Source organism: Achromobacter sp. JCM 18799, from assembly GCF_055395645.1.
Map to the genome: position 1 here is coordinate 2,982,747 of NZ_AP043866.1, position 13,670 is coordinate 2,996,416.

The 13,670-nt window shown below is 64.7% G+C and carries 10 protein-coding genes; 3 read left to right on the plus strand and 7 right to left on the minus strand.

The annotated features are described in order from the left end of the window. Nucleotides 1-205: 205 nt before the first annotated feature. A complete protein-coding gene (ppk1, locus tag ACZ5YA_RS13995) occupies nt 206-2,281 on the minus strand; it encodes a polyphosphate kinase 1 (protein ID WP_059380154.1) in 2,076 nt (691 codons plus the stop codon). Between the two features lie 220 nt (nt 2,282-2,501). Here ppk1 and ppx point away from each other — a divergent pair, with 220 nt between their 5' ends. Further along, the gene (gene ppx / locus ACZ5YA_RS14000) at nt 2,502-3,989 is read left to right on the plus strand and encodes an exopolyphosphatase (protein WP_118932911.1); all 1,488 of its coding nucleotides are present in this window, start codon (nt 2,502-2,504) and stop codon (nt 3,987-3,989) included. A 182-nt stretch (nt 3,990-4,171) separates the two neighbouring features. Here the strand turns inward: ppx and ACZ5YA_RS14005 are convergent, their stop codons facing one another. The 5 genes from ACZ5YA_RS14005 to ACZ5YA_RS14025 all read right to left on the minus strand — a co-directional run bounded on the left by ACZ5YA_RS14005 (nt 4,172) and on the right by ACZ5YA_RS14025 (nt 10,127). Beyond that, entirely contained in the window at nt 4,172-4,978 is an 807-nt protein-coding gene (locus tag ACZ5YA_RS14005; RefSeq protein ID WP_059380156.1) for a GNAT family N-acetyltransferase, read from the minus strand. Between the two features lie 211 nt (nt 4,979-5,189). After that, complete coding sequence (glmM, locus tag ACZ5YA_RS14010; RefSeq protein ID WP_419340814.1) at nt 5,190-6,533, minus strand: phosphoglucosamine mutase; 1,344 nt, start codon at nt 6,531-6,533, stop codon at nt 5,190-5,192. Then, the gene (gene folP / locus ACZ5YA_RS14015) at nt 6,530-7,375 is read right to left on the minus strand and encodes a dihydropteroate synthase (protein WP_464092670.1); all 846 of its coding nucleotides are present in this window, start codon (nt 7,373-7,375) and stop codon (nt 6,530-6,532) included. Before folP ends, glmM begins: the two co-directional genes overlap by 4 nt. Before the next feature lie 18 nt (nt 7,376-7,393). Further along, nucleotides 7,394-9,280 carry an ATP-dependent zinc metalloprotease FtsH gene (ftsH, locus tag ACZ5YA_RS14020; protein WP_054451363.1) on the minus strand — a complete coding sequence of 629 codons (1,887 nt, stop codon included), beginning with the start codon at nt 9,278-9,280 and terminating at the stop codon, nt 7,394-7,396. Between the two features lie 214 nt (nt 9,281-9,494). Further along, nucleotides 9,495-10,127 (minus strand): RlmE family RNA methyltransferase, encoded by a 633-nt coding sequence (locus ACZ5YA_RS14025; RefSeq protein WP_054451364.1) that lies wholly within the window; start codon nt 10,125-10,127, stop codon nt 9,495-9,497. 18 nt (nt 10,128-10,145) lie between these two features. Between ACZ5YA_RS14025 and ACZ5YA_RS14030 the strand changes: the two genes are divergently transcribed. Beyond that, the gene (locus ACZ5YA_RS14030; protein ID WP_059380159.1) at nt 10,146-10,745 is read left to right on the plus strand and encodes a YhbY family RNA-binding protein; all 600 of its coding nucleotides are present in this window, start codon (nt 10,146-10,148) and stop codon (nt 10,743-10,745) included. Between the two features lie 129 nt (nt 10,746-10,874). Here the strand turns inward: ACZ5YA_RS14030 and greA are convergent, their stop codons facing one another. Further along, on the minus strand, nt 10,875-11,351 hold the full coding sequence (greA, locus tag ACZ5YA_RS14035; protein WP_054451366.1) for a transcription elongation factor GreA: 477 nt from the start codon (nt 11,349-11,351) through the stop codon (nt 10,875-10,877). A 649-nt stretch (nt 11,352-12,000) separates the two neighbouring features. Here greA and ACZ5YA_RS14040 point away from each other — a divergent pair. Further along, nucleotides 12,001-13,620, plus strand: coding sequence for a methyl-accepting chemotaxis protein (locus tag ACZ5YA_RS14040; protein WP_464092671.1), 1,620 nt, complete (start codon nt 12,001-12,003; stop codon nt 13,618-13,620). Nucleotides 13,621-13,670: the final 50 nt, after the last annotated feature.

Genomic DNA, 13,670 nt, shown 5'->3' on the forward strand with positions numbered 1-13,670 from the left:
CCTACATGACAGGATAGTGACAGTCATGATCCCGCGCCGAGGCGCTGCGCGCCTCCCCCCAGGGGGGCGCCGGTGGCGGACCGGCGAAGCCGGATCCGCGCGGCCTGGATCTGGGGAGGATTTGCCTCGAACGCCGCCTTCTTAAAGGGGGCGGAACATACGGGAGGCCTTGCTTCCGAAGCCGCCCCGGGCGGGGCGGCGGACGTTACACACCCAGCTTCTGCATCAGGTACTGATGCACGTTGAAAGGCTCGCGGCGGCTCTTGACCCGGGTGTAGTCGCCGTCGGGAAGCTGTTGCCAGGCCAGCTGGTTGTCGCGCAGGGCGTAGGTGAAGGCTTCGTCGATGACGCGCTTCTTCAGGGTCTTGTCGTAGATCGGGAAGGCGATCTCGACCCGGCGGAAGAAGTTGCGGTCCATCCAGTCGGCGGACGACAGGTAGACGGTCTCTTCGCCCTCGGCATAGAAGTAGAAGACCCGCGAATGCTCCAGGAAGCGGCCGACGATGGAACGCACCCTGATGTTCTCGGACAGTCCCGGCACGCCGGCGCGCAGCGCGCATACGCCGCGCACGATCAGGTCGATCTTCACGCCGGCCTGGCCCGCCTTGTAAAGCTCTTCGATGATCTGCTCTTCCAAGAGCGAGTTCATCTTGGCCATGATGCGCGCACGCTTGCCGGCCTTGGCCGCGCGGGCCTCGGCGCGGATCAGCGCCACCATGCCGTCGTGCATGGTGAAGGGCGACTGCATCAGCGCCTTGAGCGAGCGGCGCGCGCCCAGCCCGGTCAACTGCGCGAACACCTTGTCCATGTCCTCGCACAGCTTGGGATCGGCCGTGAGCAGCCCGAAATCGGTGTACAGCCGAGCCGTGCGCGGGTGGTAGTTGCCGGTGCCCAGGTGGGCGTAGCGGCGCAGGCGCCCTTTTTCGCGGCGCAGCACCACGGCCATCTTGGCGTGCGTCTTGTGCGCCACCACGCCGTACACCACGTGCGCGCCCACCTCTTCCAGCTTGGAGGCCCAGTTGATGTTGGTCTGTTCGTCAAAGCGCGCCATCAGTTCCACCACCACCGTCACTTCCTTGCCGGCGCGCGCCGCGGCCAGCAGGATCTTCATCAGCTCGGAGTCTTCGCCGGTGCGGTAGATGGTCTGCTTGATCGCCATGACGTCCGGATCCAGCGCGGCGGCGGTCAGGAAGTCGATAACGGGTTGAAACGACTGGTAGGGATGGTGCAGCAGGCGGTCCTGCTCGGCCACGGCCTCGAACAGCTCGGCCGGCTTGTCGCCCACACGGTCGAACGGCGCCGGCACGGGGGCGCGGTAATCCGGGAACAGCAGGTCCGGCCGCGAGTCCGAATTGCACAGCTGCATCAGGCGCGACAGGTTCACCGGCCCCGGCACGCGGTAGGTATCCTCCGCCTTGAGCGAGAACTCGCGCTGCAGGAAGTGTTCCAGTTCGACCGGCGTCAGCTTGTCGATCTCCAGGCGCACGGCGGCGCCGAAGTTGCGCTGCGACAGCTCGCCCTGCAAGGCATGGCGCAGGTTGGTGACTTCTTCCTCGTCCACGAACAGGTCGCTGTTGCGCGTGACCCGCCACTGGTAGCAGCCCAGCATTTCCAGCCCCGGAAACAGCTCACCCACGAAGGCCCGCAGCAGCGAGGTCAGCAGGATGTAGCCCTCGGGCTGGCCCGACAGCTCCTGCGGCATCTTGATCAGGCGCGGCAAGGCGCGCGGCGCCTGCACCACGGCGATCGAGGCCTGGCGGCCGAAGGCATCGGCGCCCGACAGCGACACGATGAAATTCAGGCTCTTGTTGTAGACCCGCGGAAACGGATGCGCCGGATCCAGCCCGATCGGGGTCAGTAGCGGCATCACGTCGCGGTTGAAGACCTCGCGCGCCCATTCCTGCTGCTGCGGATTCCATTCCGATGCATGGTGCAGCGAGATGCCCTCGGCGTGCATGGCCGGCAGGATCTCGTCGTTGAGCAGGTTGTACTGGCGATACACCAGCGCATGCACCGCCTGCTGCACGTTGTCGAACGCCTGGTCCGGCGTCATGCCATCGGGTCCCACCAGATTCGGCGACTGGCGCTGCTGCTCCTTCAGGCTGGAAATCCGGATCTCGAAGAACTCATCCAGGTTGGAACTGACGATACAGACGTAGCGCAGGCGTTCCAGCAAGGGAGTCTTGGGATTCTCCGCCATCGCCAGCACGCGTTCGTTGAATTTCAGCAGCGACAACTCGCGGTTCAGAAGCAAAGGCTCGGCAGGAGGGCGTGAGGGCATACCGGGTTCCATACGTAGTGAGAGCGTGGAGTTTTACTGCAAAAAGGTGACGGTTCCATGACACAGCAGCAAATACGTAGCGTACGCCAAAACCGGGACGCATAGCAGGCCGATCAGATGCCGCAAACCCCTGTTCCATAAGAAAAAAAGCGCGCGCGGAAGCGCTGTCACATGGGATCTCTATAATCGGGCCACCTCTCAGACAATATTTACGAGCCGCATGGATCAACTTCTGGCCGCGGTGGACCTCGGGTCCAACAGCTTCCGCCTCTCCATCGGACGCATCGTTCAACAGGACGGTACGCCCCAGATCTATCAGATTGACCGCCTCAAGGAAACCGTCCGGCTTGCGGCCGGCCTGGACTCCGAAAAAAGGCTGGGCGACGAGGCCATCGACCGCGCCATCGCCGTGCTGGAACGCTTCGGCGACCGTCTGCGCAGCTTCCACCCCAACCGGGTCCGCGCCGTCGCCACCAACACTTTCCGTGTCGCCCGCAACACCCGCGACTTCCTGCCGCGAGCCGAAGCCGCCCTGGGCTTTCCCATCGAAGTCATCGCCGGCCGCGAAGAGGCCCGCCTGATCTTCTCGGGCGTGGTCCACACCCTGCCCCCTTCGCCCAACAAGCGCCTGGTCATCGACATCGGCGGCGGCTCCACCGAAGTCATCATCGGCAAGAGCCATGAGCCCGGCCTGATGTCCTCGCTGTACATGGGCTGCGTCAGCTACAGCCGCCAGTTCTTCTCGGACGGCGTGGTTGACGCGCACCAGATGAAGCAGGCCGAGCTGGCCGCGCGCCGCGAGATCGAAGTCATCGCCAAGCAGTACCGCAAGATGGGCTGGAAGGAAGCCTACGGCTCTTCCGGCACGGCCAAAGCGCTGTTCGCCATCCTGACCGAATGCCGCTTCTCGGACCGCGGCATCACGCGCGCCGGCCTGAACAAGCTGAAAGACCGCATCATCCGCTCGGGCCGCGTGATTCCGTCCGAACTGCCCGGCATCAAGATCGAACGCTCGGACGTCCTGCCGGGCGGCCTGGCCATCATGAGCGCCCTGTTCGACGAGCTGGGCATCGACGTCATGCACACCGGCGACGGCGCGCTGCGCCTGGGCGTGCTGTACGACCTGCTGGGCCGCGACGACGAGCATGACAAGCGCGATGAATCGGTGCGCCAGTTCATGAAGCGCTACCACGTCGACGTCAACCAGGCGCGCCGCGTACACCACGCCGCGCTGACCCTGTTCGACGCCATGTTCCCGGACGGCCCGGAACGCGCCGAGCTGCGCCCCGCGCTGGGCTGGGCGGCCGACCTGCACGAAGTGGGCCTGTCCATCGCCCACAACGCATACCACAAGCACACCGCCTACGTGCTGGAAAACGCCGACATGCCGGGCTTCTCGCGCGCCGACCAGCAACTGCTGGCGCTGCTCGCGCTCGGCCACCAGGGCAAGCTGACCAAGCTGGAACCCCTGGTACGTTCGCGCGCGCAATGGAAGGCCATCCTCAGCCTGCGGCTGGCGGTGCTGCTGTTCCGCCGCCGCAATGAAATCGAACCGCTGCCGCTGACCGCGTCGGTGCGCGACAACTCCATCGTGGTGCGGGTCAACCGCGAATGGCTGGCGCAGCACCCCCTGAGCGACTTCACGCTGCGCGCGGAAGAAGCTGAGTGGAACAAGGTGGGCTTTTCATTCGAACTGCTGGAGTTCTGAGGAACCAGCCGGGCGGCGCGAGCGTGCCCGCCCTGTTCCGGCCCCGCGCTGCGGGGCCGATGCACTAAAACGGCGACAGATCGGTCTCGCGATCCAGCCGCTTTAGCTCCATGCGCAAAGGCCTGGTGGCCCGCCGTATCAACCTGATCTTCATGCGGCGGAACAGGCGGCGCATGGTGGCCTCAGCGCTGGGCAGTGGCGGTTGCGGGCTGATCCAGCCCGAAATGGCGGCGGTAGCGCTCGTCCATGCGGTCCATTTTCAGCAGGACCGGGAAATCCGCGGCGTTGAAATCCGGGTCCCAGGCGGGCTCGCCACAGACCTTGGCGCCCAGCTTCAGGTAACCCTTGATCAGCGGCGGCACGCGCGCCGGCAAGGTGCTGTTGAGCTTCTCCACCGGATAGCGATGCAGCGGCGTCACGCGCGGCTCGTCGCCCTGCGGCAGCTGCTTGGAGATGGTGCGCCACACTTCGGCGGCGGTAACGCCGTCGTCGCGCAGGCTGACGCTGGCGCAACCCAGCACGTACTGATAGCCGCCGCGGCGCAGGTATTCGGCCAGGCCCGACCACAGCAGCATGATGACGCCGCCGCTGCGGTAGTCGGGGTGCGTGCAAGAGCGGCCGACTTCGACCAGCTCGTCCTGGATCGCTCCCAGCCCGGACAGGTCGAACTCGGACTGCGAGTAGTAGCCGCCGGCCTCCCGCGCCTTTTCCGGCGTCAGGATCCGGTAGGTGCCGACCACGCGGCCCGTGTCCAGCTCGCGGACCATCAGATGTTCGCAATACGGATCGAAGCGGTCATGCTCGATGCCGTCCTGGGCGTCGGGAAACACCGCGCCCATGTCCTCGGTGAAGACGTCGTAGCGCAGGCGTTGAATCTGCTCGATTTCTTCAGCGGTGCGCGCCAAGCCCACCACCAGCACCTTGGCGGCGGCGCCGGTCCAAGGTTCTGCGGCATTACGGCTCGGATTGATGCGTGCTAATTCCAGCATTGCGCGAAGCTCCTAGAGAGTCCAGCCAGTGTGGACGCCCTGTATGTCAAAGACTTGACCAATATGTTACGTGACTATGAAGTTTAGTCCGGAGCGGATAAATCAATCTTCCGCCCAAATCGACAAAACTTTACAAATCTATACAACCCTTGAACAAACAAGGCCACCCGTCACGCGCCGGGTGGCCTTGTTCGAAATCGCAGGTCCGCGTTTATCCCAGGCTGGCCGCAAGCTTCTCGGCGCAGGATACGGCCAGGGCCTCATCTTCGGCTTCGACCATGAGGCGCAGCTTCGGCTCGGTGCCCGAGGCGCGGATCAGGATGCGGCCGCGGCCGTCCAGCTCGGCTTCGACGGCCTTGCGCGCGGCGCTCAGGCCGGCGTGCGTCTTCCAGTCCTGGCCCGGAGTCAGCGGCACATTGATCATCTTCTGCGGATACATGCGCAGGTCGCTCACCCACTCCGACAACCCGACCGAATTGCGACGCAGCGCGGTCAGGACCTGCAGGGCGGCGACGATGCCATCGCCGGTCGAATGGCAGTCCAGGCACAACAGGTGGCCGGAGCTCTCGCCGCCGTACAACCAGCCGCGCGCCTGCATCTGCTCCAGCACGTAGCGGTCGCCGACGTTGGCGCGCTCGAAGCCCACGCCCAGGCGCTGCATTTCGCGCTCGAAGCCGAAGTTGGTCATCAACGTGCCGACCACGCCGTCCACCTTGCCGCGCTGCATGCGCTCGCGGACGATGGCGTACATGAGTTCGTCGCCGTTGTAGATGCGGCCTTCGCCATCCACCATCTGCAGGCGGTCAGCGTCGCCGTCCAGCGCGATGCCCAACTGGGCGCCGCGGGCATGCACTTCCTTGGCCAGCAGCTCGGGATGCAGCGCACCCACGCCCTTGTTGATGTTGAAGCCGTCCGGATTGACGCCGATGGCGTGCACTTCGGCGCCCAGCTCGCGGAACACGTGCGGCGCGATGTTGTAGGCGGCGCCGTGGGCGGCGTCCACCACGATCGTCATGCCATTCAGGTCCAGATCGTTGGGGAAGGTGCTCTTGCAGAATTCGATGTAGCGGCCCTGCGCGTCACCCATGCGGCGCGCGCGCCCCAGGGCCTCCGACGCGACGCAACCCAGCGGTTCGTCCAGGGCGGCTTCGATGGCTGCCTCGATCTCGTCGGGCAGCTTCATGCCTTGCGCCGAGAAGAACTTGATGCCGTTGTCTTGGTACGGATTGTGCGAAGCGCTGATGACGATGCCCGCCACCAGACGCAGCGCGCGGGTCAGGTAGGCCACCGCGGGGGTGGGCACCGGGCCTGCCAGCAGCACATCGATGCCTGCCGCCGACAGACCGGCTTCCAGCGCCGACTCCAGCATGTAGCCAGAGATCCGCGTGTCCTTGCCGATCACGACCTGCGGACGGCTGCCGCCGCGTACGGCGTGCTCACGCGCCAGGACGCGGCCGGCCGCGTAACCCAGACGCAGCGCGAATTCGGCGTTGATCACCGGACCGCCGACTTCGCCGCGGACCCCGTCGGTACCGAAATATTTACGTCGAATCATGAACTGAGTGCTCCTTGTTCTGCCGCGTGCCATACCTTGAGCGCGTCGACCGTGGCCGCCACATCGTGCACCCGCACGATGGAAGCGCCACGCGCCACGCAGGCAAGCGCCGCGGCGATGCTGCCGGGCAACCTGTCGTCCACGGGCCGGCCGGTAGCCTGGCCGATCATGGTTTTGCGCGACAGGCCGATCAGCAATGGATAACCGGCGCTGCGCAGGCTCGACAGCCGGCGCAGCAGTTGGAAGTTCTGGTCGCCCGTCTTGCCGAAGCCGAAGCCCGGGTCCAGCACGATGCGGCGAGGATCGATCCAGGCCGCGCGCAGCTTGTGCGCGCGAGCCCCCAGGAAAAGCCCGATTTCACCGATCAGGTCGGTGTACTCGGGCGGGGCGGCCTGCATGGTGCGAGGCTCGCCCTTCATGTGCATCACGCACAGCCCGCAGCACGTATGGGCCACCGCCTCGACAGCGCCCGGCTGCCTGAAGCCATAGATGTCGTTGATCATGTCCGCGCCGGCATCCAGCACGGCGCGCATGACTTCCGGCTTGAAGGTGTCGATGGACAGGGGCACGCCGCAATCGCGCAGCGCCTCCACCACCGGCAGCAACCGGGCCAGTTCGTCGGCCACTGAGACCGGGTCGGCCCCGGGACGCGTGGACTCGCCGCCCAGGTCCAGGATCTGGGCGCCTTCGGCGATCAATTGGCGCGCATGCGCCACTGCGGAATCCGTATCGTCATGCTGGCCGCCGTCGGAAAACGAGTCCGGCGTGACATTGACGATACCCATGACAAGCGGGCGCTCGAGATCAAACTCGAAGCGCCCGCAAAGGAAGTTATTTGCCATAACTCAGGATGAGCAGCCTCAGACAGCGGCAGCCGTATTGCCACCAGCCGCCAGGCCCGTGGGCGGCGTGTCGGACGTATCCGACGGGCCCTGAGGCGTCTTCGGGGGACGCGGAGGACGGCCCTCGATGATGTCGTTGATCTGGTCGGCGTCGATGGTTTCCCATTCGAGCAGCGCGGAGGTCATTACTTCGACCTTGTCGCGGTTGTCTTCCAGGATCTTGCGGGCAACGCTGTACTGCTCGTCGATGATGCGGCGGATCTCGGTGTCCACCTTCTGCATGGTGGCTTCCGACATGTGCGTGGTCTTGGTGACGCTGCGGCCCAGGAACACTTCGCCTTCGTTCTCGGCATAGACCATGGGGCCCAGCTCGTCGGTCATGCCGTAGCGCGTGACGATGTCGCGGGCGATGGCGGTGGCGCGTTCGAAGTCGTTCGAGGCGCCCGTCGTCATCTGGTCCATGAAGATTTCTTCGGCGATGCGGCCGCCGAACAGCACGGCGATGGTGGACAGCAGACGGCCCTTGTCCATGCTGTAGCGGTCGGTCTCAGGCAGCTGCATGGTCACGCCCAGCGCGCGGCCGCGCGGGATGATGGTGACCTTGTGGACCGGGTCGGTCTTGGGCAGCAGGCGGGCGACGATCGCGTGGCCGGACTCGTGGTACGCGGTGTTCTTGCGTTCCTCTTCGGGCATCACGATGGAGCGGCGTTCCGCGCCCATGATGATCTTGTCCTTGGCCTTTTCGAAGTCGGACATGTCGACCGTGCGGCCATTGCGGCGGGCGGCGAACAGCGCGGCTTCGTTGACCAGGTTGGCCAGGTCGGCGCCGGAGAAACCCGGGGTGCCGCGCGCCAGCACGGTCGCATCGACGTTGGGCGACAGCGGAACCTTGCGCATGTGGACCTTCAGGATCTGCTCGCGGCCGCGGATGTCGGGCAGCGGCACCACGACCTGGCGGTCGAAGCGGCCCGGGCGCAGCAGCGCGGGATCCAGCACGTCGGGACGGTTGGTCGCGGCGATGACGATGACGCCCTGGCCGGACTCGAAGCCGTCCATTTCCACCAGCATCTGGTTCAGCGTCTGCTCGCGTTCGTCGTTGCCGCCGCCCAGGCCGGCGCCACGCTGGCGGCCGACCGCATCGATTTCGTCGATGAAGATGATGCAGGGAGCGTGCTTCTTGGCGTTTTCGAACATGTCGCGCACGCGGGCCGCGCCCACGCCGACGAACATTTCAACGAAGTCGGAACCCGAGATGCTGAAGAACGGCACCTTGGCTTCGCCCGCGATGGCCTTGGCCAGCAGCGTCTTGCCGGTACCCGGCGAGCCGACCATCAGCACGCCGCGGGGGATGCGGCCGCCCAGCTTCTGGAACTTGCTGGGGTCGCGCAGGAAATCGACCAGTTCCTGGACGTCTTCCTTGGCTTCGTCGCAGCCGGCAACGTCGGCGAAGGTGATCTGGTTGGTGTTCTCGTCGAGCATGCGGGCGCGCGATTTGCCGAAGCTGAACGCCCCGCCCCTGCCGCCTCCCTGCATCTGGCGCATGAAGAACACCCAGACGCCGATCAGCAACAGCATGGGGAACCACGACACGAAGATGCTCATCAGCAGCGACTGCTCTTCGCGCGGCTTGCCCGACACCTGGACGCCGTACTTCAGCAGATCGGAGACCATCCAGAGGTCACCCGGCGAAGTCAGCGTGTAGGCGCGGCCCGCGTCAGGGGTGACGTACAGCACGTCGCCCTGGACGTCGACCTTGCGGATACGTCCCGCCTTGGCGTCGTCCATGAACTGCGTGTAGGTCACGCCGTCCTGGGTCTGAGCGCGTCCGTCGAACTGTTTGAAGACGGTGAACAGCACGAGGGCTATCACCATCCAGACAGCGACTTTCGAAAATGAATTATTCAAGGTCGATCTCCTGCTTTCGATTCCGACCGGCGACCGCGCACCCGCATATGGCACAGTCACAAGTATGTCAATAGCTCATTCTACCCTGTCAGACCAGATTGCGTCCCGGGATGCCTGAGCCCCTCTGAGTTTTGTCTTATTCGCGAATTTTCTGGTCGTTGTCCCGGCAGGCTGTAGGTTTTTCGAATCCGAGGCGGCGCGCCCCGGACCCGGGCTACTTCAGATCGCGCGCAACCAGAAAGGTTTCGGAGGATTTGTCCCGCGATGCCTTCGGCTTGCGTTCGACCACCCGCTTGAAGCGCTGCTTGAAGGATTCCACGATCTGCGAAAAGCCGCTGCCGTGGAAAGCCTTGACGATCAGCGCCCCGTTGGGCTTGAGGTGGGCGCAGGAGAATTCCATCGCCAACTCGCATACATGCTGGATGCGCGCGGAGTCGGCAATACCCACCCCTGACAAGTTGGGGGCCATGTCGGAAATAACAAGATCCACCGCGCGCGATCCGACCATGTCTTCCAATTGTTTCAAAACTTCATCTTCGCGGAAGTCGCCCTGGATGAATTCAACGCCCGCCACGGGCTCCATGGGCAGGATATCGAGCGCGATGATGCGTCCGTCCACGACCCCGCCCGGCCCCGCCAGGCGCTCGCGCGCCACTTGGGACCAACTGCCGGGCGCCGACCCCAGGTCGACCACGAGGTCGCCCCGGCGCATCAGCTTCTCGGTATCCAGGATCTCGATCAGCTTGAAGGCGGCGCGGGCCCTGTAGCCCTTCTGTTGCGCCAGCTTCACATAGGGATCATTGATGTGCTGGTGAATCCAGTCTTTGGAGAATTTATTCTTGGCCATTACCGTACAATTCCACGCATGCCTATATTAGAACTTACCTCTCGTGAGCGCAGCGACCTTCGGTCCGCCGCTCACCCTCTGCGCCCCGTCGTCCTGATCGGCGACAACGGCCTGACCGAAGCCGTGCTCAAGGAAATCGACCTGGCGCTGACTTCGCACGGCCTCATCAAGGTGCGCGCCGGCGGCGATGACCGCGAGGCCCGCGACGCAATGCTGTCGACCATCTGCGACACGCTTTCCTGCGCCCCCGTGCACCATCTGGGCAAAACCCTGATCCTGTTCCGCCCGCTGGCCGGCAATATCAAGCCCGCCGCGCTGGCCGCCATGGAACCTGAACGCCCCGCCAAGCGCCGCGCCTCCGAGCCGCACACGCCCAAGAAGCTGGCCGCCGAAGGCAAGACCCTGGCCAAGCGCCCGCGCCGCAGCGAATCCGAAGAGCCCAAGCCGAAGACGCGCTTCGTGCCCCAGGACCAGCTCAACAAGAACGGCAAGCCCATGCGCCCTGGCACCAGGAAGACCACCGCCAGCGGTCACGGCATTCCCCGCCGCGCCGGCAGCGCGCTCAGCCTGCGGGCCGGAGCACGCAGCGGCACCAGCCGCAAGACGACGAAAAGGTAAGTGCGGGCACAAAAACGGGCGCTTTACGCGCCCGGTCCACCATAGCGATCCGCATTAAACCGCGGAATTCAGTCGAACGCACGGTTCGGACTATGGTGTTTTGACAACTTCCAGCTTACTACGTCGGCGTCAGATGTAGCGCACGCCCAGGACTTCATACTCGCGAACGCCAGCCGGGGCCTTGACCTCGACCACGTCGCCTTCGCTCTTGCCGATCAGCGCGCGGGCCACCGGGCTCGACACGGAAATCAGGTTCGACTTGATGTCGGCTTCAACGTCGCCGACGATTTGGTACGTCACACGATCGCCCGAATCCAGGTCCTCGATGTCGACGGTGGCGCCAAACACGGCGCGGCCTTCGGCATCCAAGGCGGTAGGATCGATCAGGTGGGCGTTGGAAAGCGTGCCTTCAAGCTCGGCAATCCGGCCCTCGATAAAGCCTTGGCGCTCGCGAGCAGCATCGTACTCGGCATTTTCCGACAGATCACCCTGCGCACGCGCTTCAGCGATCGCGTTGATAACGGCAGGACGTTCCACGGTTTTCAGCCGCTGGAGCTCTTCTTGCAAGCGCTCGGCCCCGCGCACGGTCAAAGGAATGGCAGACATGTCGTTTCCCAAACAAAAGTAGAAAACGCCCCGGACGGAGCGTTCTCGGTGAAGGTCGGAATCCTGGCGCGCGCAGGCAGCCGAGTGAAAGCAAAACTGGCAAGCGGCGCGGACGACCAAAACAAAACCCCGGCTCGGGTCGGAACCGGGGCAATCAAGGTCATATTGTGGTCAAAGTCCACGGGAATTGCAAGCCGCCGGAGAAACCGCCGTTTTCGCCGCATTTCGCCGCTGTAACCCGCTAAAACCCGTCATTTTTTCCAATTTTTCCGATCCGATCTTGGACCGGATCGCGCAGGCCCGTCGCCGCGATTCCTTGGTGCACGTGTGGCATAAAAACTACTCTTCGATAGTTTTTTGCAACAACCAGGGATTACCTCCAAAAAACGCCAGCAAAAACGGACTGAATCAGTATAAAACAACAAATTGTGTCATTCATGACAATTTAATACATCCAACTGGATACCGTTTGGCTGCAGCTTGCAGACCGCAAGCACTTGCCACGCGCAGGAGTCTTGTTTTTGCGGGTAGTTGCAGTGGAGGCGGACGCATCGCAGCCACCCGGCGCGACGTTCGCCGTTCCGCCGCGCAGCGGGCGGCCTGGGCCGTTCCCAACACGGCGGATCGCGTTCAAGAACGAGGAGCTCTCATGCTGGAAAAATTGAAAGTCCGTACTGGAATGCTGTTGGTGCTGGGCTGCTTCGTCATCGCCCTGGCGCTGGCTTGCGGCTTGAGTTGGATGAACGCCGAGAAAAGCGTGACCGAGATCAAGGATCTGAACAATGTCGCGGTCCACCAGGTCGACCCGCTCTACGAAGCCAACGCCGCCCTGCTGCGCGCGCGGCTGGCGCTCGGTGCAGGCATGGCTGCCATGCAGGCCGGCAGCATGGACCAAGCCGGGCTGGCCGGCGAGGAAGCCGCCAGCCATCTGAAGCAGGCGCGCGAGCGTTTCGCCCGCTACATGGCCGTGCCCAAAAGCCCGCGCGGCCAGGAGCTGGCCCAGACGCTACAGGGCCGCTTCACCGAATACGCCGCCATCCTGGACAGGCTGGAAGCCGACCTCAAGGAACGCGCGCCTGCCAAGTTCCGCCAGGACGAGGGACGGCTGCCCCAGGCCGACGCCTACTTCATGAAAGACATGCAAGCCTTCCTGGCCCGGGTCCAGGAGCGCAGCGACGGCGTGCTGGCAAGCTCGGAGCAAACCTACTCCACCGCCCGGATCTCGGCGGTCGCGCTGATATCGGCCGCGCTGCTGCTGACGGCGCTGTGCTGGACCTTCATCCGGCGCGCCGTGCTCCGTCCGCTGCAGGAGGCCGGCAGGCACTTCGACCGCATCGCGGCGGGCGACCTGACGAACCGCGTGGAAACCCGCTCCAACAATGAGATCGGCGTCCTCTTTGCCTCGCTCAAGCGCATGCAGGAAGGTTTGACCCGCACCGTCACGTCCGTGCGCCAGGGCGTGGATGAAATCAACGTGGGCGCGGCGGAAATCGCTGCCGGCAACTCCAACCTGTCAGTACGTACCGAAGAACAGGCCGCGGCGCTGGAGGAAACCGCATCCACGATGGAAGAGCTGGCGGTGACCGTCAAGCAGAATGCGGAAAACGCCGCCCAGGCCAATCAGTTGGCCTCGGTCAGCATGGACGTGGCGCAGCGTGGCGGCCAGAACGTGGAACAGGTGGTAGCCACCATGCACGGCATCTCGGACAGCTCGAGGCGCATCTCCGACATCGTTTCGGTGATCGACAGCATCGCTTTCCAGACCAACATCCTCGCGTTGAATGCCGCCGTCGAAGCCGCGCGCGCTGGCGAACAGGGCAAGGGCTTTGCCGTGGTCGCGGGCGAAGTCCGTTCGCTGGCCCAGCGCGCGGCCCAAGCCGCCAAGGAGATCAAGACGCTGATCGAGGCCTCCGTGGACACCGTGGCGGCGGGATCGGCCCAGGTGGCTGCCGCCGGGCAGACCATGCAGGAGATCGTGGATTCCGTGCAGCGGGTGGCGGCGATCATGGCCGAGATCTCAGCCGCCTCGGCACAACAGGCCGGCGGCATAGACCAGGTCAGCCTGGCGATCTCGCAGATGGATGAGGTGACGCAGCAGAACGCCGCGCTGGTCGAGGAAGCTTCGGCCGCGGCGGCCGCGATGGAAGAACAGGCGCGGCGCCTGGCCGAAGCCACCTCGGTATTCAAGACGCAATCAGGACAGGTGATCGAGGCGGCGCCGGTGGCGCTGACCGGCACGGCCGCAACCTCGCGGCTGTCGCGCACCTAGGCGCGCCAGCCGGCCATGCGCGCGACGCCAGGTCCGCGCATGGCCGCGCC

Coding starts and splice junctions, on each gene's coding strand:
- ACZ5YA_RS14025 (WP_054451364.1), bottom strand. CDS start 10,127: ATGGCCAAGAATAAATTCTCCAAAGACTGGATTCACCAGCACATCAAT.
- folP (WP_464092670.1), bottom strand. CDS start 7,375: ATGGCAAATAACTTCCTTTGCGGGCGCTTCGAGTTTGATCTCGAGCGC.
- greA (WP_054451366.1), bottom strand. CDS start 11,351: ATGTCTGCCATTCCTTTGACCGTGCGCGGGGCCGAGCGCTTGCAAGAA.
- ppx (WP_118932911.1), top strand. CDS start 2,502: ATGGATCAACTTCTGGCCGCGGTGGACCTCGGGTCCAACAGCTTCCGC.
- ACZ5YA_RS14005 (WP_059380156.1), bottom strand. CDS start 4,978: ATGCTGGAATTAGCACGCATCAATCCGAGCCGTAATGCCGCAGAACCT.
- ACZ5YA_RS14030 (WP_059380159.1), top strand. CDS start 10,146: ATGCCTATATTAGAACTTACCTCTCGTGAGCGCAGCGACCTTCGGTCC.
- ACZ5YA_RS14040 (WP_464092671.1), top strand. CDS start 12,001: ATGCTGGAAAAATTGAAAGTCCGTACTGGAATGCTGTTGGTGCTGGGC.
- ppk1 (WP_059380154.1), bottom strand. CDS start 2,281: ATGCCCTCACGCCCTCCTGCCGAGCCTTTGCTTCTGAACCGCGAGTTG.
- glmM (WP_419340814.1), bottom strand. CDS start 6,533: ATGATTCGACGTAAATATTTCGGTACCGACGGGGTCCGCGGCGAAGTC.